Source organism: Streptomyces sp. Ag109_O5-10 (assembly GCF_900105755.1).
Taxonomy (GTDB): Bacteria; Actinomycetota; Actinomycetes; order Streptomycetales; family Streptomycetaceae; genus Streptomyces.
The window spans coordinates 4,122,768-4,148,153 of the sequence record NZ_FNTQ01000001.1 but is presented as its reverse complement, the minus strand read 5'-3'; the positions used below and the strand labels follow the sequence as shown (position 1 = coordinate 4,148,153).

Annotated in this window: 23 protein-coding genes; 12 read left to right on the top strand and 11 right to left on the bottom strand. The window is 72.6% G+C overall.

The genetic code is table 11. The features are described 5' to 3' along the window. The first annotated feature begins 101 nt into the window (after window positions 1-101). The 4 genes from tilS (at window position 102) to folE (ending at window position 4,843) form a co-directional block, all read left to right on the top strand. Complete coding sequence (gene tilS, locus BLW82_RS19000) at window positions 102-1,214, top strand: tRNA lysidine(34) synthetase TilS (RefSeq protein WP_093500063.1); 1,113 nt, start codon at window positions 102-104, stop codon at window positions 1,212-1,214. Between the two features lie 76 nt (window positions 1,215-1,290). Beyond that, window positions 1,291-1,851: a hypoxanthine phosphoribosyltransferase gene (gene hpt / locus BLW82_RS18995; RefSeq protein ID WP_093500061.1), complete on the top strand. Its 561-nt coding sequence runs from the start codon at window positions 1,291-1,293 to the stop codon at window positions 1,849-1,851. A 209-nt stretch (window positions 1,852-2,060) separates the two neighbouring features. After that, the gene (gene ftsH, locus BLW82_RS18990; protein ID WP_093500058.1) at window positions 2,061-4,100 is read left to right on the top strand and encodes an ATP-dependent zinc metalloprotease FtsH; all 2,040 of its coding nucleotides are present in this window, start codon (window positions 2,061-2,063) and stop codon (window positions 4,098-4,100) included. A gap of 137 nt (window positions 4,101-4,237) precedes the next feature. Next, complete coding sequence (gene folE / locus BLW82_RS18985; protein ID WP_093500056.1) at window positions 4,238-4,843, top strand: GTP cyclohydrolase I FolE; 606 nt, start codon at window positions 4,238-4,240, stop codon at window positions 4,841-4,843. Between the two features lie 19 nt (window positions 4,844-4,862). Here folE and BLW82_RS18980 read toward each other — a convergent pair whose 3' ends face one another. The 6 genes from BLW82_RS18980 to BLW82_RS18955 all read right to left on the bottom strand — a co-directional run bounded on the left by BLW82_RS18980 (window position 4,863) and on the right by BLW82_RS18955 (window position 9,921). After that, complete coding sequence (locus tag BLW82_RS18980) at window positions 4,863-5,351, bottom strand: DUF3180 domain-containing protein (protein WP_093500054.1); 489 nt, start codon at window positions 5,349-5,351, stop codon at window positions 4,863-4,865. A gap of 50 nt (window positions 5,352-5,401) precedes the next feature. After that, window positions 5,402-6,013: a 2-amino-4-hydroxy-6-hydroxymethyldihydropteridine diphosphokinase gene (folK, locus tag BLW82_RS18975; protein ID WP_093500052.1), complete on the bottom strand. Its 612-nt coding sequence runs from the start codon at window positions 6,011-6,013 to the stop codon at window positions 5,402-5,404. Further along, on the bottom strand, window positions 6,010-6,369 hold the full coding sequence (folB, locus tag BLW82_RS18970) for a dihydroneopterin aldolase (protein ID WP_093500050.1): 360 nt from the start codon (window positions 6,367-6,369) through the stop codon (window positions 6,010-6,012). Before folB ends, folK begins: the two co-directional genes overlap by 4 nt. A gap of 246 nt (window positions 6,370-6,615) precedes the next feature. Beyond that, window positions 6,616-7,119 carry a nuclear transport factor 2 family protein gene (locus BLW82_RS18965; RefSeq protein WP_093500048.1) on the bottom strand — a complete coding sequence of 168 codons (504 nt, stop codon included), beginning with the start codon at window positions 7,117-7,119 and terminating at the stop codon, window positions 6,616-6,618. Then, on the bottom strand, window positions 7,116-8,009 hold the full coding sequence (folP, locus tag BLW82_RS18960; protein ID WP_093500046.1) for a dihydropteroate synthase: 894 nt from the start codon (window positions 8,007-8,009) through the stop codon (window positions 7,116-7,118). Before folP ends, BLW82_RS18965 begins: the two co-directional genes overlap by 4 nt. 100 nt (window positions 8,010-8,109) lie before the next feature. Next, window positions 8,110-9,921, bottom strand: a complete 1,812-nt coding sequence (locus BLW82_RS18955) for a phosphatidylglycerol lysyltransferase domain-containing protein (protein WP_093500044.1) — start codon at window positions 9,919-9,921, stop codon at window positions 8,110-8,112. A 225-nt stretch (window positions 9,922-10,146) separates the two neighbouring features. Here BLW82_RS18955 and BLW82_RS18950 point away from each other — a divergent pair, with 225 nt between their 5' ends. Both BLW82_RS18950 and BLW82_RS18945 read left to right on the top strand, forming a co-directional pair. Beyond that, on the top strand, window positions 10,147-11,259 hold the full coding sequence (locus tag BLW82_RS18950) for an alpha/beta hydrolase (RefSeq protein ID WP_093500042.1): 1,113 nt from the start codon (window positions 10,147-10,149) through the stop codon (window positions 11,257-11,259). Window positions 11,260-11,356: 97 nt separating this feature from the next. Continuing rightward, window positions 11,357-12,583 carry a hypothetical protein gene (locus BLW82_RS18945; RefSeq protein WP_177232993.1) on the top strand — a complete coding sequence of 409 codons (1,227 nt, stop codon included), beginning with the start codon at window positions 11,357-11,359 and terminating at the stop codon, window positions 12,581-12,583. A gap of 179 nt (window positions 12,584-12,762) precedes the next feature. Here BLW82_RS18945 and BLW82_RS18940 read toward each other — a convergent pair whose 3' ends face one another. Together BLW82_RS18940 and BLW82_RS18935 are read right to left on the bottom strand one after the other, a co-directional pair. Continuing rightward, on the bottom strand, window positions 12,763-14,091 hold the full coding sequence (locus BLW82_RS18940) for a PH domain-containing protein (RefSeq protein ID WP_093500039.1): 1,329 nt from the start codon (window positions 14,089-14,091) through the stop codon (window positions 12,763-12,765). Next, a complete protein-coding gene (locus BLW82_RS18935) occupies window positions 14,088-14,591 on the bottom strand; it encodes a PH domain-containing protein (protein ID WP_093500037.1) in 504 nt (167 codons plus the stop codon). Before BLW82_RS18935 ends, BLW82_RS18940 begins: the two co-directional genes overlap by 4 nt. A gap of 31 nt (window positions 14,592-14,622) precedes the next feature. On the opposite strand from BLW82_RS18935, the gene BLW82_RS18930 reads away from it, so the two are divergent. Continuing rightward, window positions 14,623-15,774 carry an NADH-quinone oxidoreductase subunit D gene (locus BLW82_RS18930; RefSeq protein ID WP_093500036.1) on the top strand — a complete coding sequence of 384 codons (1,152 nt, stop codon included), beginning with the start codon at window positions 14,623-14,625 and terminating at the stop codon, window positions 15,772-15,774. A gap of 47 nt (window positions 15,775-15,821) precedes the next feature. On the opposite strand, the gene BLW82_RS18925 is transcribed toward BLW82_RS18930, so the two are convergent. Then, on the bottom strand, window positions 15,822-16,844 hold the full coding sequence (locus BLW82_RS18925; RefSeq protein ID WP_093500034.1) for an SAM-dependent methyltransferase: 1,023 nt from the start codon (window positions 16,842-16,844) through the stop codon (window positions 15,822-15,824). A 118-nt stretch (window positions 16,845-16,962) separates the two neighbouring features. Between BLW82_RS18925 and BLW82_RS18920 the strand changes: the two genes are divergently transcribed. Then, the gene (locus BLW82_RS18920; protein ID WP_093500032.1) at window positions 16,963-18,168 is read left to right on the top strand and encodes a sensor histidine kinase; all 1,206 of its coding nucleotides are present in this window, start codon (window positions 16,963-16,965) and stop codon (window positions 18,166-18,168) included. Between the two features lie 90 nt (window positions 18,169-18,258). Then, window positions 18,259-18,933 (top strand): response regulator, encoded by a 675-nt coding sequence (locus BLW82_RS18915; RefSeq protein ID WP_093500030.1) that lies wholly within the window; start codon window positions 18,259-18,261, stop codon window positions 18,931-18,933. 140 nt (window positions 18,934-19,073) lie between these two features. Here the strand turns inward: BLW82_RS18915 and BLW82_RS18910 are convergent, their stop codons facing one another. Further along, entirely contained in the window at window positions 19,074-20,174 is a 1,101-nt protein-coding gene (locus BLW82_RS18910; RefSeq protein ID WP_093500028.1) for a DUF5937 family protein, read from the bottom strand. Between the two features lie 121 nt (window positions 20,175-20,295). After that, window positions 20,296-21,501, bottom strand: coding sequence for a threonine aldolase family protein (locus BLW82_RS18905; protein ID WP_093508130.1), 1,206 nt, complete (start codon window positions 21,499-21,501; stop codon window positions 20,296-20,298). 176 nt (window positions 21,502-21,677) lie between these two features. Here BLW82_RS18905 and BLW82_RS18900 point away from each other — a divergent pair, with 176 nt between their 5' ends. Genes BLW82_RS18900 through BLW82_RS18890 form a run of 3 tightly spaced genes read left to right on the top strand, consistent with a single transcriptional unit; the run spans window position 21,678 to window position 25,383 of the window. Next, complete coding sequence (locus BLW82_RS18900; protein WP_093500026.1) at window positions 21,678-22,640, top strand: Rossmann-like and DUF2520 domain-containing protein; 963 nt, start codon at window positions 21,678-21,680, stop codon at window positions 22,638-22,640. Then, window positions 22,637-23,638, top strand: coding sequence for a pantoate--beta-alanine ligase (gene panC, locus BLW82_RS18895; RefSeq protein ID WP_093500025.1), 1,002 nt, complete (start codon window positions 22,637-22,639; stop codon window positions 23,636-23,638). The genes BLW82_RS18900 and panC overlap by 4 nt, the downstream gene beginning before the upstream one ends. Then, window positions 23,635-25,383 (top strand): L-aspartate oxidase, encoded by a 1,749-nt coding sequence (locus BLW82_RS18890; RefSeq protein ID WP_093500023.1) that lies wholly within the window; start codon window positions 23,635-23,637, stop codon window positions 25,381-25,383. Before panC ends, BLW82_RS18890 begins: the two co-directional genes overlap by 4 nt. The last annotated feature ends 3 nt before the right edge of the window (window positions 25,384-25,386 follow it).

The following is a 25,386-nucleotide window of genomic DNA, read 5'->3' as shown; positions in this document are numbered from 1 at the left end:
CGTGCGATGCTCGGGGAACGGCCCGTTTCTGTCACCATCGACACACTCTGAGTGACCGGACTCGGGTTCACCCCCCGAAAACTTCATGAAGGGAACCGGACATGGGTCCCCATCCTGCGGTCGCGGCGATACGCCTGGCGGTCCGCCGCGTCCTCCACGACATCCTCACCGACGACAGCCGCCACTGCCGTACCACCGGTGAGCGCACCGGCGGACGGATCGGCGTGCGCCTCGCCCGCCCCGCCGGCAGCCTCTCCGAGGCCCCGGAGATCCCGGAGCAGAACCCGAACGAGCGGCCCCCCTCCCCGCTCGTCCTCGTCGCGTGCTCCGGCGGCGCCGACTCCATGGCGCTCGCCTCCGCCCTCGCCTTCGAGGCCCCCAAACTCGGCATCCGCGCGGGCGGCATCACCGTCGACCACGGCCTGCAGCCCGGCTCCGACCTGCGCGCCGAGGAGGTCGTCCTGCGGCTGCGCGAACTCGGCCTCGACCCGGTCGAGTCCATCACCGTGACCGTCGGCCGCGACGGCGGACCCGAGGCCGCCGCCCGTGACGCCCGCTACGCCGCCCTGGACGCCGCGCTCGAACGGCACGGCGGCGCCGCGATCCTGCTCGGCCACACCCGGGACGACCAGGCCGAAACCGTCCTGCTCGGCCTCGCCCGCGGCTCCGGCATCCGCTCCCTGTCCGGAATGGCCGCGGTCTCGGGGGCCGGCGGCCGTTACCGCCGCCCGTTCCTCCAGCTGGACCGGCAGACCGCCCGCAAGGCCTGCATGGTCCAGTCCCTGCCCGTCTGGGACGACCCGCACAACACGGACCCGGCCTACACCCGCTCCCGGCTGCGCCACGAGGGCCTGCCGGCCCTGGAGAAGGCACTCGGCAAGGGCGTCGTCGAGGCGCTCGCCCGCACCGCCCAGCTCTCCCGCGACGACGCCGACGCCCTCGACACCTGGGCCAGCCAGGCCGAGGCCTCCGTACGGGACGCCGCGGGCCTGCTGGAGTGCGCCAAGCTCTACGCGCTGCCCCCCGCGGTACGCCGCCGCATCCTGCGCCGCGCGGCCATCGAGGCGGGCGCACCGGCCGGTTCCCTGTTCGCCCGGCACATCGAGGAAGTCGACCGCCTCATCACCGGATGGCGAGGCCAGGGGGCCATCAATCTCCCCGGCAAAGTCGTCGCCCAGCGCCAGGGTGGCAGACTGGTGATTCGGCAAGGCTGAATCCCGACCTCACGGAGAGCTCCCCGGAGCCCCTCCGAAAGACCGGGTAGGCCGGTGGGACGACCGACCGAAAGTGATGCGGGTGGACGCGAAAGACATGGGTGCCGACCTCCAGCAGGTGCTCATCACCAAGGAAGAGATCGACGCGAAGCTGGCCGAGCTGGCCGCGAAGATCGACGCGGAGTACGCGGGCAAGGACCTGCTCATCGTCGGCGTCCTCAAGGGCGCGGTGATGGTCATGGCGGACCTCGCCCGGGCGCTGTCCACCCCCGTCACCATGGACTGGATGGCCGTGTCCTCGTACGGCGCGGGCACCCAGTCCTCCGGTGTGGTGCGGATCCTCAAGGACCTCGACACCGACATCAAGGGCCGGCACGTCCTGATCGTCGAGGACATCATCGACTCGGGCCTGACCCTGTCCTGGCTGATCAACAACCTCGGCTCCCGCGAGCCCGAGACCCTGAAGATCTGCACCCTGCTGCGCAAGCCGGACGCGGCCAAGGTCGCCATCGACGTCGAGTGGGTCGGCTTCGACATCCCCAACGAGTTCGTCGTCGGCTACGGCCTCGACTACGCCGAGAAGTACCGCAACCTCCCGTTCGTCGGTACGCTCGCGCCTCACGTCTACGGCGGCTGAACCCCGGCTGATACGCCGCGGGGGCCAGTTCCGTAAGACGATCGGGAACCCCAGCGGGTTTCGCGCCGTTGGAGCATGCAGAGACGGGTTTCACCAGTCGTCCGCGCAGCTTCGTGCGGCTTCGGGCCACAATGCTGGGGTACCGTCAGAAGAACTGTCTTATCAAACTCACTATGGCAGGAGGGACGGGGCGGCACCGCTCCGTATGGATGGACGTGAAGCGATACTTCCGTGGGCCGGTCATGTGGATCGTGCTGGCCGTCCTTGCCGTGGTCGTGTTGATGCAGGTCGTCGGCTCGTCCGGCGGCTACAAGACGGTGGACACCGGCCAGGTCGTGGCGGCGATCAATGACAACAGGGTGGCATCGGCCAAGCTGACCACCGGCGACGAGCAGACCATCAAGGTCACGCTCAAGAACGGCGAGAAGGTCGACGGCAGCTCGAAGATCCAGGCGAGCTACATCGGCGACCAGGGCGTGGCCCTCGCCAACACGCTGCAGACCAAGTACCAGGACAAGCAGATCACCGACGGCTACACCGTCGCGCCGACCAAGCAGAACGCCTTCGTCAGCGTCCTGCTCTCCCTGCTGCCCTTCGTCCTCATCGTGGTCGTCTTCCTGTTCCTGATGAACCAGATGCAGGGCGGCGGCTCCCGGGTCATGAACTTCGGCAAGTCCAAGGCGAAGCTCATCACCAAGGACACCCCGAAGACGACCTTCTCGGACGTCGCGGGCTGCGACGAGGCGGTCGAGGAACTCCACGAGATCAAGGAGTTCCTGCAGGAGCCGGCCAAGTTCCAGGCCGTCGGCGCCAAGATCCCCAAGGGCGTGCTCCTCTACGGCCGTCCCGGCACCGGCAAGACGCTCCTCGCGCGTGCCGTCGCCGGCGAGGCAGGGGTTCCCTTCTACTCGATCTCCGGTTCCGACTTCGTCGAGATGTTCGTCGGTGTCGGTGCCTCCCGGGTCCGTGACCTCTTCGAGCAGGCCAAGGCGAACGCCCCGGCGATCGTCTTCGTCGACGAGATCGACGCGGTCGGCCGCCACCGCGGCGCCGGCCTCGGCGGCGGTCACGACGAGCGCGAGCAGACGCTGAACCAGCTGCTCGTCGAGATGGACGGCTTCGACGTCAAGGGCGGCGTGATCCTCATCGCCGCGACGAACCGGCCGGACATCCTCGACCCGGCGCTGCTGCGCCCCGGCCGTTTCGACCGCCAGATCGCGGTCGACCCGCCGGACCTGCAGGGCCGTCTGGAGATCCTCAAGGTCCACCAGAAGGGCAAGCCGGTCGCGCCCGACGTCGACCTCGCGGCGGTCGCCCGCCGTACCCCGGGCTTCACCGGCGCCGACCTGTCGAACGTGCTGAACGAGGCGGCGCTGCTCACGGCCCGCAGCGACCGCAAGCTCATCGACAACCAGATGCTCGACGAGGCGATCGACCGCGTGGTCGCGGGCCCGCAGAAGCGGACCCGGATCATGTCGGACAAGGAGAAGAAGATCACCGCGTACCACGAGGGCGGCCACGCCCTGGTCGCGGCGGCCTCCCCGAACTCCGACCCGGTCCACAAGATCACGATCTTGTCCCGCGGCCGCGCCCTCGGTTACACGATGGTCCTGCCGGACGAGGACAAGTACTCGACCACGCGCAACGAGATGCTCGACCAGCTCGCCTACATGCTGGGCGGTCGCGCGGCGGAGGAACTGGTCTTCCACGACCCGACCACCGGCGCCGCCAACGACATCGAGAAGGCCACGGCCACCGCCCGCGCGATGGTCACGCAGTACGGCATGACCGAGCGTCTCGGCGCGATCAAGTTCGGCGGCGACAACACCGAGCCCTTCCTCGGCCGTGAGATGTCCCACCAGCGCGACTACTCGGAAGAGGTCGCCGCCCTGGTGGACGAGGAAGTCAAGAAGCTGATCGAGAACGCGCACAACGAGGCCTGGGAGATCCTGGTCGAGAACCGCGACGTCCTCGACAACCTGGTGCTCCAGCTCCTGGAGAAGGAGACGCTGGGCAAGGAGGAGATCGCCGAGATCTTCTCCGCCATCGTCAAGCGCCCGGCCCGGCCGGCCTGGACCGGCTCCTCCCGCCGCACGCCGTCCACCCGCCCGCCGGTGCTCTCTCCGAAGGAGCTCGCACTGACCAACGGGGCCAACGGCGCCACCGCGGCGATCAGCACCGCCAAGGCCACGGCGGCCGAATCCGCCCCCGCGGTCGAGAAGGCTCCCGAGGACCGCCCCGAGAGCTGACTCACACCGGCCTCACCTGGCTCGGAATGGATGCCGCGCCCCCCAGGACCTAGCCTGGGGGGCGCGGCATTTCCGTAATGCCTGTACATGAGGCGCGTGATCCACATGCGCCCGCCCTGAGGAACGAGGCACCCCAGATGACCGACCCCGTGACCCTGGACGGCGAAGGCACCATCGGCGAGTTCGACGAGAAACGCGCCGAGAACGCCGTACGCGAACTCCTCATCGCGGTCGGCGAGGACCCGGAGCGCGAGGGCCTGCGGGAGACTCCGGCGCGGGTGGCGCGGGCCTACAAGGAGATCTTCGCCGGGCTGTGGCAGAAGCCCGAGGACGTCCTGACCACCACGTTCGACATCGGGCACGACGAGATGGTGCTGGTGAAGGACATCGAGGTCTACAGCACCTGTGAACACCACCTGGTGCCGTTCCACGGCGTCGCCCACGTCGGGTACATCCCGTCGGTGACCGGGAAGATCACTGGGCTGTCCAAACTGGCCCGGCTGGTCGACGTCTACGCCCGCCGCCCGCAGGTGCAGGAACGTCTCACTACGCAGATCGCGGACTCGCTGATGCAGATCCTGGAGCCGCGCGGCGTCATCGTGGTCGTCGAGTGCGAGCACATGTGCATGTCGATGCGGGGGATCCGCAAGCCCGGCGCGAAGACCATAACGTCGGCGGTCCGTGGCCAGCTGCGGGACGCGGCCACCCGGAACGAGGCGATGAGCCTCATCATGGCGCGCTGACGGCTGCCCCTGCCCGGGGTCACGCCACCGGCTCGGCCCCGCTGTGGTTGTTGTCGTCGTCCTCCGGGAGCTTGCACACCCGTTCCAGGAAGAGGGCCGCCGCTATGACGGCGATGCCGGCGACGACCGAGAAGGCCGCGTAGAGGGCCTGGTCGCGGCGGGTGGGGAGGTCGAGGAGTTCGAGGAGGACGACGCCGGTGCCGCCGTACATGCCGGCCACGAGAGCGGCGACGAGCGCGCTCGCCTGGCCGAAGACGACGGCGCGGGCCGCCATCAGGGGGTCCACGCCCTTGGCGCCAGGGCGGCGCTCGCGCTGGGCCTTGAGGCGGGCGCGCAGCGAGAGCGCGGTGGAGAGCAGGACCACGGCGATCAGGGCGAGGACGATCGGGGCCGCCACGGGCACGCTCGGCAGCGTCCCCACCGCGTTCCAGAGGCGGGCGGCCGCCCAGGACAGCACTCCGGCCACGACGAAGACGCCGGCCAGCACCCTGATCCGCAGCTCTTTCACTGTTTTCCTTCAGCTCCCCCGCAGCGATGTGGTCGTCTCGACCTTAACGACTACTCGGGCAGTCGGAGTTCCAGGTCCCCGCGCGCTTCCACGCCGTGCCGGGTGACGGCGGCCAGGAGATCCGCGACCGTGCCGCGGCCGGGCAGCAGGGCCTCGGGGTCGATGTCGTACCAGGGCGCGAGCACGAAGGCGCGCTCGTGGGCGCGCGGGTGCGGGAGGGTGAGGTGCGGGTCGTCGGAGACGACGTCGGCGTAGGCGACGATGTCGACGTCGAGGGTGCGCGGGCCCCAGTGCTCGTCCCGCACCCGGTTGAACGCCTCCTCGACCGCGTGTGCCCGCTCCAGCAGGGAGGACGGCGGGAGGGTGGTCTTCAGCACCACGATCGCGTTGAAGTACGTCGGCTGGCTGCCGGGCTCGACGCCCCACGGCTCCGTCTCGTACACCGGCGACACGGCCTTGATGCGGACGCCGGGGGTGTCCTCCAGGGCGTCGACGGCGCCCTGGAGGGTCTCCAGGCGGTTGCCGAGGTTGGAGCCGAGGGCGACCACGGCGCGTTTGGGGTTGGACAGGGTGGTGTCGGCGGCGTCGACCTGCTCGACGACGGAGGCGGGCACCGGCTGGACGGTCGGGTCGCTCGGGCCCCGCAGGGAGGATGCGGTCATACTCGGCTCCGGGTGATGGTGACGGTGACGTCGTCGAAGGGGACGGTGATGGGCGCGTCCGGCTTGTGGACCTGGACCTCGACCTCTCTTACCCCCTCGTGCTTGAGGCAGACCTGGGCGATCCGCTCGGCGAGCGTCTCGATCAGGTTCACCGGTTCCCCCTCGACCACGGCGACGACCTCCTCGGCCACGATGCCGTAGTGCACGGTCTTGGTCAGGTCGTCGTCGGCCGCCGCCGGACGGGTGTCCAGGCCGAGGGCGAGGTCCACGATGAAGGTCTGGCCCTCCTCGCGCTCCTTGGGGAAGACACCGTGGTGCCCGCGGGCCCTGAGGCCGCGCAGCGCGACACGATCCACGCGAATCACTCCTGCAATCGTCGGTGTGCGGCCGGGGGACATCGCGTGCGGGCGATGGTCCGGCCTCACACGAATCTACCTGCGAGCACTGACAGAGCCGGGTTACGGGGCGTGGGGTTCTCCGGGGCGCGCAGGGTTCATCGGGTGTTTCCCCCGGGGAAGCCGGTGGCTCATGGGCCGGTAGCCGTACCTACTCGCGAGTTCGTGATTCCGGCCACTTCCTGGTCCGCCAGGGGTGTCCTGCGCTCAGGAGGGCGTGTCGTCCTCTTCGTCCTCGTCGGTCTCGGAGAGCACCGGGGAGGCGTGGTGGGACCAGAGTTTCCAGCCGTCCCGGGTGCGCCGGAACACGTTCGTGGCGACGACCAGCTGTCCGACCAGCGGGCCGAGTTCCTGGCCGCCCTCGGGGGCCGGACCGCCGCTGAGGATGTTCTCCGTGCAGGTCACCAGGGCGGTGTCGCCGGTGACGGAGACGTGCACGTCGGTGAGGAAGAACTGGATGTAGTCGGTGTTCGCCATGATCAGCGCGTACGACCGCAGGACCTCGCCGCGGCCGGTGAGGACCGGCCAGCCGGGATGCACGCAGGAGATCACGCCGCTGTCGGCGGGGTCGTGGTACTCCTCGTCGACGCCCAGGTCGGCGGGGGCGAGCCAGAGGCCGGAGACGGTTTCGAAGTCGCCGTTCTCCAGTGCCTCGTAGAAGGCGGTGTTGGCGGCCTCGACCTGCTCGACGTCGGTATGGGGGGCGCTCACCGGGCTCCTTCGCCCGGCGCGCCGTCTCCGGTGCGCGCGCTCTCTATTGCGCGCGCGACCCGTACCGCGTCGGCCGTGGCGCGTACCTCGTGCACGCGCACCGCCCACGCGCCGGCGTGCGCCGCGAGCGCCGAGACGGCGGCCGTCGCCGCGTCGCGCTCCCGGGCGGGCGGGGGCGCCCCTTCGGGCCCGGCCAGGACCCGGCCGAGGAACCGCTTGCGGGAGGCGGCGACGAGCAGGGGGTGGCCCAGGGCGTGCAGCCGGTCGAGGTGGGCGAGCAGGGTCAGGTCGTGCTCGGAGTTCTTGGAGAAGCCGAGGCCGGGGTCGACGACGATCCGGTCGGGGGAGACGCCGCCGGCCAGGACGGCGTCCACGCGCGCGTGCAGTTCGTCGAGGACCTCGCCGACGACGTCGCCGTACACGCCCTTGACGTTGCCGCCCTCCAGGAAACCGCGCCAGTGCATGACGACGAAGGGGGCGCCGGAGTCGGCGACGACGGGGATCATGTCGGGGTCGGCGAGGCCGCCGCTGACGTCGTTGACGAGGGCGGCGCCGGCGGCGAGGGCCTGCCGGGCGACGGAGGCGCGCATGGTGTCGACGGAGACGACGACGCCTTCGGAGGCGAGGCCGCGGACGACGGGGACGACCCGGCGCAGTTCCTCGTCCTCGTCGACGCGGGTGGCGCCCGGGCGGGTGGACTCGCCGCCGACGTCGACCAGGTCGGCGCCCTGGGCGCCGAGGTCGAGGCCGTGCTTGACGGCGGCGGTCGTGTCGAACCAGCGGCCGCCGTCGGAGAAGGAGTCGGGGGTGACGTTCACGACCCCCATGACCGCGCACCGGTCCCATGCCGGAAGCCCTGCCACCTGGCCACGTCCGCTGTGGTTGCTCATACGTTCAGCGTAGGCCCAGGGCCCTGTGCCCAGCCCCCGTGGCCCGAGCGGCGCCCCAGGGCTGGAGGGGGCGGAGCGTCCGCTCGGGCCGGTCAGGGGGTCAGGCCGCGCGTACACCCTGTTCGGCGACGCCGTGGGCGCACGGGCGGGGGGCGGGCGTCTGGCGGCGCAGGAACCGCGGCAGCGGGAGGGCGAGGCTGACGAAGCCCTCGGCCTGCATGGCGGCGAGCCCGATGCGCGGGAGGTCGCCGGAGGCCCGGTAGACCACGAAGCGCGGCTCCCAGCGGGGCTGGAACTTGGCGTTGAACTTGTACAGCGACTCGATCTGGAACCAGCGGGAGAGGAACACCAGCAGTCCGCGCCAGGCGCGGAGCACCGGTCCCGCGCCGATCTTCTCGCCGCGGGCGAGGGCCGAGCGGAACATCGCGAAGTTGAGCGAGATCCTGGTGATGCCGAGCTTCGGGGCGGCCTGGAGGGCGGCCACGATGAGCAGCTCGTTCATGCCGGGGTCGGCGGCGCGGTCGCGGCGCATCAGGTCGAGGGAGACGCCGTCGGTGCCCCAGGGCACGAAGTGCAGGATCGCCTTGAGGTCGCCGTACTGGCCGGGCGTCTCGTCCGCCTTGTGGGCGGTGGCGATCAGGCAGTCGCCGTCGGCGGGGTCGCCGATGCGGCCGAGCGCCATGGAGAAGCCGCGCTCGGTGTCGGTGCCGCGCCAGTCCTCGGCGGCCCGGCGGATACGGTCGAGTTCGGCCTCGCCGAGGTCACGGATGCGCCGTACCCGGGTTTCGTAGCCGGCCCGCTCGATGCGCTTGACCATCTGGCGCACGTTGCGCATCGCGCGTCCGGCGAGCGAGAAATCCGCCACGTCGACCACCGCCTCGTCGCCCAGTTCGAGGGCGTCCAGGCCGGTCTCGCGGGTCCACACCTCGCCGCCCGTCTCCGAGCAGCCCATGACGGCGGGGGTCCAGGAGTGGGCCTTGGCCTCGTCCATGAAGCGTTCGATGGCGCCGGGCCAGGCCTCGACGTCGCCGATGGGATCGCCGCTGGCGAGCATCACGCCGGAGACGACGCGGTAGGTGACCGCCGCCTTGCCGCTGGGGGAGAAGACGACCGCCTTGTCGCGGCGGAGCGCGAAGTGGCCGAGGGAGTCGCGGGCGCCGTGCTTCTCGAGGAGGGTGCGCAGCTGGGCCTCGTCCTCCTCGGTGAGGTGGGCGGCGGGGTGCTCGGGGCGGAAGGCGAGGTAGATGGTGGTGACCGCGGTGATCAGGCCGAGGGCGCCGAGGGAGAAGGCGACCGTCCAGGAGGTGGAGCCCTCGTAGTCGACGGGGCCCTCGAAGCCGAACAGGCCGTACAGGACGTGGGTGATGCGGTCGGCCAGGCTGGGGTCGCCGATGGTGCGCTTCGGGTGGGCGCTGACGACGACCAGGCCGAGCGCGAGCGAACCGGCGCTCATGAGGACGAAGTTGGCGAGCGCGCGCCACCGGCTGCGCGGGTCGGGCAGTGCCTTGAACTCGTCGCGGTGGATCACGAGCGGCACGAACAGGGCCAGCGAGATCAGCGCGCCGATGAGCGAGTGCCGGTAGACGAACTGCGAGACCGCTCCTGCCGGCAGCAGTGCGACCGCGGCCCGCCATGCCCGGCGCTTGCGCCGCTTGAGCCCGTGCGCGAGCAGCAGCAGCAGCACGCCGACGCTGAGCGAGAGCGCGGCGGCGAACGGGCCGAGCGAGCCCGGCAGCACCTCGGCCATGGCGTGCATACGGCTGTGACGGAAGCGCGGGAAGACGCCCGCGGCGATGTCCAGGACGCCCACGACCGCGCACGCCCTGCCGACCAGGGCGGGGACAGCCTCAGGGCGCGGGCCACGGACTATCCGCCGCGCCCGGCTTGATCGGCTCGGAACCCAGCCCGACATTTCCCCATCTATCCTGACAGACATCGCATCCCGTAGTTCTGCGAGAGACCTTGGATCCGGGCCCGATTCGGGCATCCGGCGACATTGCGCCCTCTAGGACGGTGTCTCGGGGGGAGAGGTTCACTCCCCACCGGAAAGCCGGTTCAAAGGACAGGGAAAGCCCGGGGCAAGCCTCGCTGAAATGCAGCGAAGGCCGCGGGGGAAAGCGCAGGCAGGAAGCACCTCATGGGTCTCACGAGCAACAAACTGCTGGCATTTACGATCTTGTGCGCCGTACTGCTGTTCGTAGGCACGGTGTGGCTGTGGCCCCGGCTTGCCGGGCAGAGCTGGCGGGCCGTCAGCGGCCGTGTCGGTCTTCTGCTGGCCACCCAGCTGGCCCTGTTCGCGTGCGTCGGGGTAGCGGTTAACCAGGCCTTCGGTTTCTACGCGAGCTGGGCGGACCTGTTCGGCACGGAGACCGGCCAGGGCGTCGTCGTCGACCACGCGGCCGGCCCGCTCCAGGTGATGTCCACGTCCGAGGTGCACGGCATGGGCGGCTCGCTGCCCCGGACGGCCGGTCAGATCCAGCAGGTCGGCATAGTCGGCCGCACGACGCACATCACCACGCCCGCGTACGTGTACCTGCCGCCGGAGTACTTCCAGCCCCAGTACCGCACGCGGACGTTCCCGGTGGTGGTCGTCCTCAGCGGCTATCCGGGCACCGCCAGCGCGCTGGTCGACAAGCTGCACTACCCGCGCACCGCGCAGCACCTGGTCAGGGACGGGAAGATGCGGCCGGTGATCCTGGTGATGCTGCGGCCCACGGTCGCGCCGCCCCGGGACACCGAGTGCGTGGACGTCCCGCACGGCCCGCAGACCGAGACCTTCTTCGCCAAGGACCTGCCCGAGGCGGTGCGGGCGCACTACCGGGCCGCCGTGCGGCCGGGCGGCTGGGGGATCGTCGGCGACTCGACCGGCGGGTACTGCGCGCTCAAGCTCGCCGTGCACCACCCCGGCGTGTACGGGGCCGGAGCCGGGCTCTCCCCGTCGTACAAGGCGCCCCTCGACGCCACGACCGGCGACCTCTTCCAGGGCGACCGGAATCTCAAGAACCGCGCGGACCTGTGGTGGTTCCTGAAGCACGAGCCCGCCCCGGACACCTCCCTGCTGGTCACCAGCAGCAAAGCCGGGGAAACCAACTACAAGGCCACGCTGAGATTCATCGCGAGCGTGGAGGCCACCAGGCGCACCCGGATCTCGTCGATCATCCTCGACAGCGGCGGCCACAACTTCAACACCTGGCGCCGCGAGATCCCGGCGACGCTGCAGTGGATGAGCGGCCGACTGGGCGTCCACTGAGTCCCACCCCTGCCGATACCGTGGGAAGACTTCGTTGTCGCTGTGTTTTTACGGCCTGGGGCACCACGATTCGCCTACGCGCGGTAAGTTTCTGGCCATGCCACGTGGACGCCACCGTCATTCCCCGCCCTTGCACAGGCTGTTGCCTCCCTCAGCGATCGCCGGTGTCTCTCTCGTCTGCGCCCTCGGCCCCTGGCTGTTCTCCCAACCGACGGTGCTGCGCACCCTGGCCGCGATAGCCGCGGCCACCGCGGTTGTCGGCGCCGCCGTCATGCGGCGCTGGGACAGCGAGGCGGGCAAGCAGGTGGCCGACCTGTCACGCGCGCGTGCGAGCGACGAGTGGCGCCACGAGGAGCGGATCGCCGAGCTGGAGACCGACCTGGAGGAGTCCCGGGAACTGCGCGCCAAGCTGGAGCAGCGGCTGCGCGCGAAGCGGTCGGAGCTGGCGGGACTGCGCAACGAGCACGCGTCCCTGCTGCGCCGTTACGCCACGGCCGAGACCGAGCGCGCGAGCGCCCTGGAGGGCCGCCGCCTGCTGGAGATCGAGGCCGCCGAGCCGTCGAACGCGCTCCCGGCCCCCCGCAAGGCGGAGGAGGCGGAGCAGACCGCGGCTCCCGCGGAGGAGCAGGCCGAGGAGAAGGCCGCGGACAAGTCCGCGGCACTGACGGTCGAGGAGACGGCTCCCGCGATCTTCTCGCCGGAGGGTTCCAAGCTCTTCCTGCGGGCCAAGGTGGCATTGGCCCGGTTCGACGAGAAGGACGCCCCGAAGGACGGGACCGACGCGGGCACCGACGCCCGGGCCGCGGCGGAGAAGGCCGCCGGAACCGGGGCCGCCCCGGCGGGCGAGAGCGCGCCGGAGGACGAGGCGCAGGGGCAGCCCGCGGCGGCCGACGGGCACGCGCGTGCGGCCGCCGCCACCACGGCCGGACCGGAGGCGGAGGACACCACCCCGGCGTCGGCGGAGCAGGACGCCCACCCCACGACACCGTCCGCCCGTTCCGTGCAGCCCTCGGGCCACTTCACGGTGCCCACCGCGGTGGCGGTGCTGCCGGCCGCGCCGATCCCGCGCCCGCTGGTCACCGGCGGCTTCGACTTCTTCGGCACCCAGAAGGGCTCGCCCGCCGGCGGCCTGGACGCCGTGCACAACGAGGACCTCGCGGACGTCGTCGGCCAGGAGGCGCTCGCGCTGCACAAGGCCGAGTCCGAGGCCGAGTTCAAGCCCGCCGACGCGCGGGCGCGGGGTGTCGGCCAGGTCATCGACCTGACCGCGCACGACGAGACGGAACAGATCAACCTCGGCGGCCTGCGCAGCGCCGCGTCCTGAACACGCGGCGATTCGGCGCCGCGGCCGGCCGGTGGCCGGGTGTGGCGCCATCGTGGCTGGTCGCGCGGTTCCCCGCGCCCCTGTAGGGGCGCTCACCGCAGCGACCTGCCTCAAGGGGCTCGGGGAACCGCGCGACCAACTCCCGCTCACCCGCCCCCGACCACCGGCCGGACCGTCCGTCAGGCCATCCAGCGGTCCGGCCGTGCCGTCCGGCGCCCCGTCCGTGACCGCTCGGCCTGCTCCCGCAGCAGCGCCGCGGCCTCCTCAGCGCCTCGCAGCCGTGCCGTCACGGTCTTGTTGGCCCCGGTGTCCACATGAACGTCCGCGACGCGCCACAGCCGCTTCCAGGGCCCCTGAGTCAGCCGTACGCTCTGGACCTTGGCGTGCGGTACGAGCGACAGCTTCCGGCGCAGCAGCCCGTGCCGCGCCGCGAACACCGCGTCCGTGACGCCGAGCCGGTACCCGCGCCACCACAGCGGCACGCACCACCGGGCCCGCCCTGGCGGCCGCAGCAGCTCACCGGGCACGGTCACGCCGGGCAGCACCCGCGCGACGACCGACTCGGCCACCGCGCGCGGCGCGACCGGGACCAGCACCGAGTTCGCCGAACCCGCCACGTCCAGTTCGACCCGCACCCAGCGCAGCGGCCGCCACATCAGCGGCTCCACGATCCGCACGGTCTGCACCCGCCCCGGCGGCACCGTCTCGTGCGTGCGGTCGAGGAGCCCGTGGTCGATGCGCAGCCCGTCGGGGGACTCGCCGAGCGTCCAGTCGTACTCCCCGACGAACCGCCCCACGCTGGTCGTGGCCGCCGCGCCGAGCAGCGGCACGGCGGTCGCGAGTACCGTCCACACGCTGTGGGTGCCCAGCCAGAGGAGCGGCGGGGCCACGAGGGCGGCGGCCAGGGAGCCCCAGGTGGCGCCCGTCAGCACGATCGAGAGCGCGAGCTTGGCCGGGGGCACCCGCATCAGCTCGTGCGCCGGCGCCTCGCCGACCTCGTGCGCCGTCTCGGGCGCGAACCCCGCGGCGCGCGCGAGCAGCTCCGCGCGGAGCGCACGCGCCTCGCCCTGGCCGAGGAAGGCCAGTTCGTCCTTCTTGTCGGTGCCGACGACGTCTATCCGCAGCTTGGCGACGCCCGCCACGCGCGCGAGGAGCGGCTGGGTGACGTCGACGGCCTGGATCCGCTCGAGCCGGATGTGCGCGGTGCGCCGGAACAACAGGCCGGTGCGTATGCGCAGTTCGCTGTCGGTCACCGAGAAGTAGGTGAACCACCAGGTGAGGAAGCCGTACAGGGCACCCGCCGTGACCAGGACGCCGAGCCCGCCCAGGACCATGGTCGTGGTCAGCTTCGTCAGCTGTTCCTGCGCCTGGTTCGGGTCGTGCACCGCCCAGCCGGTGAGCACCGCGACCGGCGCCCAGGCCCGCCGGAACGGCGTCACCGGGTGCAGCCGCCGCTCGCCGGCGGCCTTGCCCGCGCGTATGGCGCCCTCGACGCCCGGCGCGGTCACAGCCCCGCCGATCGGGCCCCGCCGAGCTCGGTGAGGCGGTCGCGCAGCCGTTCCGCCTCGGCCGGGTCCAGGCCGGGGATCGTCGCGTCGGTGGCCGCGGCCGCCGTGTGCAGCTGCACGGTGGCGAGCCCGAAGTGCCGCTCGACGGGCCCCGAGGTCACCTCCACCAGCTGCATCCGCCCGTACGGCACCACGGTCTCCTCGCGCCACAGCACCCCGCGGGTGATCAGCAGGTCGTCGGCGCGCTCGGCGTACCGCCAGGAGCGCCAGTTACGGCCCAGCAGCACCCAGCCCCAGGCCAGCGCCGCCAGCGGCAGCAGCGCGAAGGCCCCCCACACCGGGCCGGCGAGCAGGCCCGGCAGCAGTCCCAGGGCCAGGGCGAGCAGCCCCAGCCACACCACCAGCAGCAGCCGACGCATCCGCAGCAGGCCGGGCGGCAGCCCCGTCCAGACCGGCTCGGTCCCCGTGGTCTCGGCGCCGGCGGCGCTCCCCGTCTCCATGGGGCCAGGGTACGTAGGGGAGACTGGATCCATGACGCCCACGACGCAGACCACGGTCGGGATCGGCGGCGCCGCCGAGAGCACCGACATGGTGCTCAACATCGGCCCCCAGCACCCCTCCACGCACGGCGTGCTGCGGCTGCGGCTGGTGCTGGACGGCGAGCGGATCATCTCCGCGGAGCCGGTGATCGGCTACATGCACCGGGGCGCGGAGAAGCTCTTCGAGGCCCGCGACTACCGGCAGATCATCATGCTCGCCAACCGCCACGACTGGCTGTCGGCCTTCTCGAACGAGCTGGGCGTGGTCCTCGCCGTCGAACGCATGCTCGGCATGGAGGTACCGGTCCGCGCGGTGTGGACCCGCACCCTGCTCGCCGAGCTGAACCGGGTCCTCAACCACCTGATGTTCCTCGGCTCCTATCCGCTGGAACTGGGCGGCATCACCCCGGTCTTCTACGCGTTCCGCGAGCGCGAGGAGCTGCAGAACGTCATGGAGGAGGTCTCCGGCGGGCGCATGCACTACATGTTCAACCGCGTCGGCGGCCTCAAGGAGGACCTGCCGGCCGGCTGGACCGCACGCGCGCGTGGCGCCGTGGCCGCCGTGCGTTCCCGCATGGACGTCTTCGACGACCTGGTCCTCGGCAACGAGATCTTCCGCGGCCGGACCCGGAGCGTGGGCGTCCTCGCGCCGGAGGCCGTGCACGCGTACGGCGTGAGCGGGCCCATCGCGCGTGCTTCCGGCGTCGACTTCGACCTGCGCCGGGACGAGCCCTACCTGGCCTACGGCGAGCTCCAGGACACCCTGAAGGTCGTCACCCGGGCCGAGGGCGACTGCCTGGCCCGCTTCGAGTGCCTCCTGGAGCAGACCCACAACGCCCTGGACCTGGCCGGCGCCTGCCTGGACCGGCTGGCCGACCTGCCGCCGGGGCCGATCAACCAGCGGCTCCCCAAGGTCCTCAAGGCACCCGAGGGCCACACCTACGCCTGGACCGAGAACCCCCTCGGCATCAACGGCTACTACCTCGTCAGCAAGGGCGAGAAGACCCCGTACCGGCTGAAGCTGCGCTCGGCGTCCTACAACAACATCCAGGCCCTGACCGAACTGCTGCCGGGGACGCTGGTGGCGGACATGGTCGCGATCCTGGGGTCGCTGTTCTTCGTGGTGGGGGACATCGACAAATAGCGACAAGGTGGGTGAGTAGGGGCGAGCAGGAACCCGCGGGGCGTGCGTTAGAGCAGCGCGTCCTCGACGCCCACCGGCTGGAGCAGCCAGAGGAAGTCGCCGAGGCCGCCGGGGGCGGTGAGTTCCGCGGCCTCGCCCGCGGTCGCGAGGGCGCGCACGTATGCGGCGGGGTTCGTGGAGGCGAGGGTGAGCGGCGGGCGGGCGCCGACCAGGCCGAGGGCGCGCAGGGCGTCGCGCTGCGTGCACAGGAGCGCTTCGGGCAGCCTGAGCGCCGGGTCGAGCGCCGTGCAGGCGTCCAGTGCCACATGCGCCGTGATGTCGCACGCCCCGTCCGGCACGGGGGCCGTCGCCCGGCCCTCGCGGAAGCCGGTCAGCGTCCCGAACGGAGGGCGCGTCTCCAGGGTGTGCGCGTAGTCCACGGCCACCGCGAGGCCCCGCTGGAGGCTGGTGACGGCCGACGCCCACGCCCGGTCCCGGGGCAGCCCGATCTCCGCGCGCAGGCCCGGTTCGGCGCCCAGCGGCCACCACCGCGCGAGCCACTGCGCCTCCGCGCCCGACACGCGCTCGCCGAGCAGCTCGGTGCCGTCCCGCCGGACGTGCACCAGACGGGGCACCCCGGCCGGGTCCACCTCGGCCACCTCGACCGGCACGTTGTCCAGCCACTCGTTGGCGAAGAGCAGGCCCCGGACCGTGCGCGGGAGCTCGGTCAGCCAGGTGATCCGGTCGGGCAGGCCCGGCGGGCGGTCGGCGAGGTCGACCGCGTACGCACGCGTGCGTGCCGCCACGTCCGCGGGCAGGGCCGCGAGCACGCCGGTGACCAGTTCGCCCCGGCCGGCGCCCATGTCGACGAAGTCCAGCTCCTCGGGGCCGCCCAGGGCCTCGTCGACCCGGCACAGCAGTTCGGCCACGGCCCCGGCGAACAGCCGCGAGGCGTGCACCGACGTACGGAAGTGCCCGGCCGGGCCCTCCGGGCGGCGGTAGAAGCCGCCGGGGCCGTACAGGGCCGCCTCGGTGGCCGCACGCCAGCCACGGGCGTCGTCCGCCGTCTCTCGCGTCGCCTCATCCGTCACCGGGCCAGACTAGGCGCACAGGTGATCACCTTCTCCACCTTGCGGAGTACGCGTGCGGAACAGGGATCGGCCCTCCGGTTGACCCCTGCACCTATCACGCTTCCCTACTCTGGGTTACGTGCAGCGCCTCTATGACTTCCTCCGCAGGCACCCGACATGGGTCGACAGCTTCTGGGCCGTCGTCCTGCTCGGGATCTCCGGCGCGAGCATCTGGAAGCTCGGCGAGGCCCAGGCACACCACGGATCCAGGGCCGCCATGCTGGCCGTGTCCGTCGTGATGAGTGTCGTCGTCGCGCTGCGCCGCCGGTTCCCGGAGCCGATGCTGCTGCTGGCCGCGGCCACCGGCCTGGCCCAGCTGGTGCTGGACGTGGAGACGACCTTCGCCAACTTCGCCATGCTGGTGATCGTGTGCACGAACGCCGCCGTCGGCGCCCGCTGGGCGTCCCGGTTCGGCTTCTACGCCGGGCTGGGCGCCGCGCCCCTGGCGCAGATCCGGTGGCCGCAGCAGGAGGCGAGCTTCCCGGGGCACGTCGCGATCGTGCTGTTCCAGACGGCGCCGTTCGTGCTCGCCTGGGTGCTCGGCGACTCCATGCGCACCCGCCGCGCCTACTTCGCGCAGCTGGAGGAGCGCGCCGCCCGGCTGGAGAAGGAGCGCGAGGCGCAGGCCAAGGTCGCGGTCGCCGCGGAGCGCGCCCGGATCGCGCGCGAGCTGCACGACGTGGTCGCGCACAACGTCTCGGTGATGGTGGTCCAGGCCGACGGCGCCGCCTACGTCCTGGACGCCGCCCCCGACCAGGCGAAGATAGCCCTGGAGACGATCTCCTCCACCGGCCGTCAGGCCCTTGCCGAGATGCGCCGCCTGCTGGGCGTGCTGCGCACCGGCGAGCACAAGGAGGTCGGCGAGTACGTCCCGCAGCCCGACGTCGAGCAGATCGACGACCTCGTCGAGCAGTGCCGCACCTCGGGCCTGCCCGTCGACTTCAAGGTCGAGGGCACCCCGCGCCCGCTGCCCAGCGGCGTCGAGCTCACGGCGTACCGGATCGTGCAGGAGGCGCTCACCAACACCCGCAAGCACGGCGGCCCCAACGCGGGTGCCAGTGTGCGGCTGGTCTACTTCGACGACGGACTCGGTCTGCTGGTCGAGGACGACGGCAAGGGCGCCCCGCACGAGATGTACGAGGAGGGCGGCGCCGACGGCCAGGGGCACGGTCTGATCGGCATGCGCGAACGCGTCGGCATGGTGGGGGGCACCCTCGACGCGGGCCCCCGCCCTGGCGGAGGATTCCGCATCAGTGCCCTGCTGCCGCTCAAACCAGCGCATTGACACAGACGCACGCCCCCGGTTGACACCTGTCACGCCCCCAGGCCGAGGGGACGAACGAGAACGAAAAACCAAGGAACGGAAGAGGACCCGATGACGATCCGCGTGATGCTCGTCGACGACCAGGTGCTGCTGCGCACCGGGTTCCGGATGGTGCTCGCGGCCCAGCCGGACATGGAGGTCGTCGCGGAGGCGGGCGACGGCGTCGAGGCCCTCCAGGTACTGAAGTCCACCGCCGTGGACGTCGTCCTCATGGACGTGCGCATGCCCAAGCTGGACGGCGTGGAGGCCACCCGCCGCATCTGCGAGCAGCCCGACGCGCCCAAGGTGCTCATCCTGACCACCTTCGACCTCGACGAGTACGCCTTCTCGGGGCTGAAGGCGGGCGCCTCCGGTTTCATGCTCAAGGACGTGCCCCCGGGCGAACTGCTGGCCGCCATCCGTTCCGTGCACAGCGGCGACGCCGTCGTCGCGCCCTCCACCACCCGGCGCCTCCTCGACCGTTTCGCGCCGATGCTGCCCTCCGCGGGCAGGGAGCCCCGGCACCAGGAACTGGACCGGCTCACCGAACGCGAGCGCGAGGTGATGGTGCTGGTCGCCCAGGGCCTGTCGAACGGCGAGATCGCGAGCCGGCTGGTGCTGTCCGAGGCCACCGTGAAGACCCACGTGGGCCGCATCCTGACCAAGCTCGGCCTCCGCGACCGCGTGCAGGTGGTCGTGCTGGCCTACGAGACGGGGCTGGTACGGGCGGGCGGCGGCCACGGCTAGGCGCTGCCGCCGGCAGTGGCCCGCCGGTGTGCCGTCTGCCGCCGCCTGTCTGCCGCCGCCCGTCGTCCGCGGCGCCGTCGTGGCTGGTCGCGCGATTCCTGCCCCCAGCGCCCCTTCGGGGGCCGCTCGGCGCCTCGCGGCTAGCGGAGCATCCCCTCCAGGAAGTCACTGCCGAGGCGGGCGACGACGGTGACGTCCAGCTGGTGCAGGACGTACCGGCCGCGGCGGCGCGTCGTGACCAGGCCCGCCTTCTTGAGCACGCCCAGGTGCCGGGAGACCTCCGGCGCCGACAGGCCGTGCATCTGCGCCAGCTCGCCGGTGGTGTACGCGCTGCGCGCCAGGTGCCGGCACAGCCGCATCCGCACGGGATGGGACAGCGCCGCCATCCGCAGCGTCAGTTCCTCCACGGACGCGGGCGGGGCGAGCTCGGGCGAGCCGACCGGGTAGTGCAGCACCGGCTGCCAGCCGTAGCGGTGCAGCACCATCAGATGCGGCCGGCCCAGGCTGGTGGGCACCAGCAGCAGGCCGTCGGCCGCCACGCGCGCGTGGCCGTCGGTGAGCTTGTCCACGGTGATCCGCGCGCCCGTCCCGTCGAGCGTCACGGCGGGTGAGACCGCCGCCAGCGCCTCGGCCAGCCCCCTGCGGCGCAGCAGCTCCGTCTTGTGCCGGGCGTCGGCCTCCAGCTGGGGGCGCAGCCGCGACCAGGCGTCGTCGAAGAACGCCGCGGCGCAGTCCTCGAGGAACCGGCGCAGCCACGCGCGCACGCCCGGCGGGTCGTCCAGCAGCCGCCGGGCGAACCGGGCCTGCTGCGGGCCCCGTGAGGCGGCCGCCTCCAGCGCCCTGCGGCGCCCGGGGGGATCCGACAGGAGCGCCGGCGCCCGCGTGGAGTACGTGAGCACGCACGCGAACTCCAGGGCCGCGTCCACGAACTGTTCGTCCGTCAGCCTGTCCAGCTGGTCGAGCTCCGCCGCGAGCGTGCCGGCCGGGAGGGCGCCGGGCACCGCCGCGTACGGCAGGAACAGGTCCGAGAACGTCGTGCGCCACAGGAAGTCCGCCTCGCACATCCGGTCGGCCAGATGCGGTTCCATGCGGGCGGCGACGCCGGTCGCCCAGCCCTGCAGGCCGGGGTGGTGGCCGGGTTCGGACAGGGCGTGCAGCGCCATGCCGAGCTCGGCGAGCGGCGAGGGCACGACGGTGACCCGCTCCGGTCGCAGCTCCGCGATGTCGATACGTACGCTCATATGCCCATCGTGCACGGTGCCCCGACGTGGGTGGGCCGGGCGCCTAGGGGGGCCGGGTGCGGCGGGGGGCCGGGGAGGGGGCTGAGGGCCGGGGTGGTTGCTCGCGCAGTTCCCCGCGCCCCTAGAGGGACGCTCCAGATCGCGGCGTTCCAGGCAGCCGTGAAGCGAAGGCCGCGACCGCCGCTCTCACGTCCTCCGTCGTCCACTCCAGTCCCGCCTGCGTCACCGTCACCTCGGTCATCGACAGGCCCGGGCCCTTCTGTTCCCAGAAGCCGGAGAAGAGGTAGGTGCCGGTCTCCTCGGCCTGGCGCAGCGCCGTCTCCAGCAGCACGTCGGCGTCGTACGGCAGCCAGACCTGGAACTGGTGGGTGTGCGGTGGCTCGGGGTGGATGCGGGACCAGGGGACGCCCGCCTCGGCGAAGCCGTCCCGCAGCGCCGCGGCGACCACGCGCGCGTGGCGGACGTAGTCCGGGAGGCGGGGCAGCTCGCGGTCCAGGCCGGCCAGGGCCGCGAGGGCGGCCGGGAACTGCTGGAAGATCATGCCGCCGTAGCGGTGGCGCCAGGTCTTCGCCTCCTCGACCAGGAGTTTCGGGCCGGCCAGCGCGGCGCCGCCGAAGCCGTCGAGGGACTTGTAGAACGACACGTAGACGCTGTCCGCGAGGTCCGCGATCTCGGCCAGGGGGCGCCCGAAGTGGACGGTGGCCTCCCACAGACGCGCGCCGTCGAAGTGCACCACCGCGTCGCGCTCCCGCGCCGCCTCCACCAGCTCCGTGAGTTCCTCCCAGGAGGGCAGCACGAAACCGGCGTCCCGCAGGGGCAGCTCCAGCATCAGCGCCCCGAAGGGCTCCGCGACGTCGCGTATCTCCTGGGCGGTGGGGAACCGGGGCTCGCCGGTGACGCGCACGGTGCGCAGGCCGGCCACCTCGCGGAAGGCGTTGCGCTCGTGCACCTCGGGGTGGGCGAGAGCGTGCAGGGCGACCGTGGGGTTGCCGGTGCGGGCCGCCCAGCAGCGCAGGGCGACCTGCTGGGCCATCGTGCCGGTCGGGAAGAACGCGGCGGCCTCCGTGCCCAGCAGGGCCGCGACGCGCCGCTCCAGGGCCTCGACGACGCCGTTGCCGTAGAGGTCCGACGGTTCGTCCAGGTCGTACACCCCGGGAGCCGCCTCCTGGAGCCCCGCGAGCCGTTCCCGGAGCGAGGACCGCGCGCCCACGCGCGCGAGGACGCGGGTGGCTTCCCGATAGGCGCGGGAGCGCCGCTCCCGCATCCGGTCCTCCGCGGACAGGGATTCCTTCGGCTGCTCGTCCTGGGCCGTGGCCGTATCACTCATGCCGTGGATGATGCCGTGGCACGGCGGCCGGTGGCCCGTCATTTTCCTCCGCACCACCGGTGTGATCCGTCACCCACAGCCTGTGGACGGCCGATCGGCCCCGGACCGGATAGCGTTAACATGACGAGAAATCGTCCGGTACCCAGAGCGGACTGGAACGGGAAGGCCACCCTCGCGTGAGTACAGTCCAACAGCCAGACCCCAGTGACCGCCCCGCGCGGCTCACCGTCGGCGTGGTCGGCGCCGGCCGGGTGGGTCCCGCCCTGGCCGCGTCCCTGCAGCTCGCAGGGCACCGCCCGGTCGCCGTCTCCGGGGTCTCCGACGCCTCCAGGCGGCGCGCCGAGGCGATGCTGCCCGACGTCCCGCTGGTACCCCCCGCCGAGGTCCTCCAGCGCGCCGACCTGGTCCTGCTGACCGTCCCGGACGACGCCCTGCCCGGCCTGGTCGCCGGTCTCGCCGAGACCGGCGCCGTACGCCCGGGCCAACTGCTCGTGCACACCTCCGGGCGCTACGGCGCGAAGGTCCTGGACCCGGCCCTGCGCGCGGGCGCGCTGCCGCTGGCCCTGCACCCGGCGATGACCTTCACCGGGACGCCGGTGGACGTGCAGCGGCTGGCGGGCTGCTCGTTCGGGGTCACCGCGCCGGAGGAGCTGCGGCTGGCCGCCGAGGCCCTGGTCATCGAGATGGGCGGCGAACCGGAGTGGATCTTCGAGGAGAACCGCCCGCTCTACCACGCGGCCCTCGCCCTCGGCGCCAACCACCTGGTCACCCTGGTCGCCCAGGCCATGGAGCTGCTGCGCACGGCCGGTGTGGAGGCCCCCGACCGGATGCTCGGCCCGCTGCTCGGCGCCGCCCTGGACAACGCCCTGCGCTCCGGTGACGCTGCGCTGACCGGGCCGGTCGCGCGCGGGGACGCGGGCACCGTCGCCGCGCACGTCACGGAGCTGCGCAGGCACGCACCGCAGGCCGTCGACGGCTACCTGGCGATGGCCCGCGCGACCGCCGACCGGGCCCTCGCGCACGGCCTGCTGAAGCCGGAGCTCGCCGAGGACCTGCTCGGCGTCCTCGCCAAGGGCGGCCACGACGGCAACGGCAACGGCACGACCGGTACCGACGGCACCGAGGGGAATTCCCGATGAGCACCGCCCTGCTGCGCACCGCCGACGAACTGCACGCACGCACGCGGCACGGCCGCCGTGCCGTCGTGATGACCATGGGCGCCCTGCACGAGGGCCACGCCACCCTGATCCGGGCCGCGCGCGAGATCGCGGGCCCGGACGGCGAGGTCGTCGTCACCGTCTTCGTCAACCCGCTCCAGTTCGGTGCCGGCGAGGACCTCGACCGCTACCCGCGCACCCTGGACGCCGACCTGAAGATCGCCGAACAGGCCGGTGCGGACGTGGTGTTCGCCCCCTCCGCCGACGAGGTGTACCCGGGCGGGGAGCCCCAGGTGCGGGTCACCGCCGGTCCCATGGGCACGGTCCTGGAGGGCGCCTCCCGCCCCGGGCACTTCGACGGCGTCCTCACCGTCGTCGCCAAGCTGCTGCACCTCACCCGGCCCGACGCGGCCCTGTTCGGGCAGAAGGACGCCCAGCAGCTGGCCGTGATCCGGCGCATGGTGCGCGACCTGAACTTCGGCATCGAGATCATCGGCGTGCCGACCGTCCGCGAGTCCGACGGGCTCGCGCTGTCCAGCCGCAACCGCTACCTGTCCGTCGACGACCGGCGCACGGCGCTCACCCTGTCCCGCGCGCTGTTCGCCGGCCGCGACCGGCACGCGGCCCAGGAGGCACTGCGCGCGCGGGCGCTCGAGGTGCCGTCCACGCGGGCGCGTGCCGAGGCGCTCAGCGCCATAGGCGAGTCCCGGGCGGCCGCCGACGCGCACGCCGTCGCCAAGGCCGTGCCGAACGCCGCAGCGGCGGTCCGCGCCGCCGCCCGGCAGGTCCTGGACGAGGCCGTCCACTTCGACCCGCCGCTCGAACTGGACTACCTCGCCCTGGTCGACCCGTCCGACTTCACCGAGATCGACGACGACTTCACCGGAGAGGCCGTCCTCGCCGTCGCCGCCCGGGTCGGGACGACCCGGCTGATCGACAACATTCCGCTCACCTTCGGAACCCTCGGAGCCGCCTCGTGACCAGCACAGGCACCAGCAGTACCGGCACCAGCACCGGCATACGGCTGCACGCGCCCGCCCCTGGGTGGAGCATCTCGGCGGACGTGGTCGTCGTCGGGTCCGGGGTGGCCGGCCTGACCGCGGCCCTGCGCTGCCAGGCCGCCGGGCTCACCACGGTCGTCGTCACCAAGGCCCGCCTGGACGACGGCTCCACCCGCTGGGCGCAAGGCGGCATCGCCGCGGCCCTCGGCGAGGGCGACACCCCCGAACAGCACCTCGCGGACACCCTGACGGCCGGCGTCGGCCTCTGCGACGAGGACGCCGTACGGATCCTCGTCACCGAGGGCCCCGGCGCGGTCCGGCGGCTCATCGACACCGGCGCCATCTTCGACGAGTCCTCCGAGGGCGGCCTCGACCTCACCCGCGAGGGCGGCCACCACAGGCGCCGGATCGCCCACGCGGGGGGCGACGCCACCGGCGCCGAGGTCTCCCGGGCCCTGGTGGAGGCGGTACGCGCGCGTGGGCTGCGCACCTTCGAGAACGCGCTCGTCCTGGACCTGCTGACGGACGCCGAAGGCCGTACGGCCGGCGTCACCCTGCACGTCATGGGCGAGGGCCAGCACGACGGGGTGGGCGCCGTGCACGCCCCCGCGGTCGTCCTCGCCACCGGCGGCATGGGCCAGGTGTTCTCCGCGACCACCAACCCGTCGGTGTCGACCGGCGACGGCGTGGCGCTCGCCCTGCGGGCCGGCGCGGAGGTCAGCGACCTCGAGTTCGTGCAGTTCCACCCCACCGTGCTCTTCCTCGGCCCGGACGCGGAGGGCCAGCAGCCGCTGGTCTCCGAGGCGGTGCGCGGCGAGGGCGCCCACCTGGTCGACGCGGACGGCACCCGCTTCATGGTGGGGCAGCACGAGCTCGCCGAGCTGGCGCCCCGGGACATCGTCGCCAAGGGGATCATGCGGCGCATGCAGGAGCGGGACGCCGAGCACATGTACCTCGACGCCCGGCACTTCGGCGCCGACATGTGGGAGCACCGTTTCCCGACCATCCTGGCCGCCTGCCGGGCCCACGGCATCGACCCGGTCACCGAGCCCATCCCGATCGCGCCCGCCGCCCACTACGCCTCCGGGGGCGTACGCACCGACGCGCGCGGGCGCACGACCGTCCCCGGGCTCTACGCGTGCGGCGAGGTCGCGTGCACCGGCGTGCACGGCGCGAACCGGCTCGCCTCCAACTCCCTCCTCGAAGGCCTCGTCTACGCCGAGCGCATCGCCGCCGACATCACGGCGGCCCGCGCGGACCACGGCCTGCACGCGCGCGTGCCCGCACCGGTCGCGCGCCCCGGGAAGCCCGCGCACCCGCTGCTCGCCCCCGAGACCCGCTTCGCCATCCAGCGGATCATGACCGAGGGCGCGGGCGTGCTGCGCTCCGAGGAGTCCCTGGCCAGGGCCGCCGCACAGCTCCAGCGGCTGCACGCGGACGCCCGCGACGCCCTGGACGAGAACGGCAAGACCGCCGAGCCCGGTGTCGACACCTGGGAGGCCACCAACCTCCTGTGCGTCGCGCGCGTGCTCGTCGAGGCGGCCCGCCGCCGCGAGGAGACCCGCGGCTGCCACTGGCGCGAGGACCACGCCGACCGCGACGACGCCCGCTGGGGGCGGCACATCGTCGTACGGCTGAATCCGGACCGGACGCTGGCCGTCGGCACCACCGACACCGCAGACTTCCCCCCTACCCGGCCACACCAGCCACACCAGGAGCAGTGACAG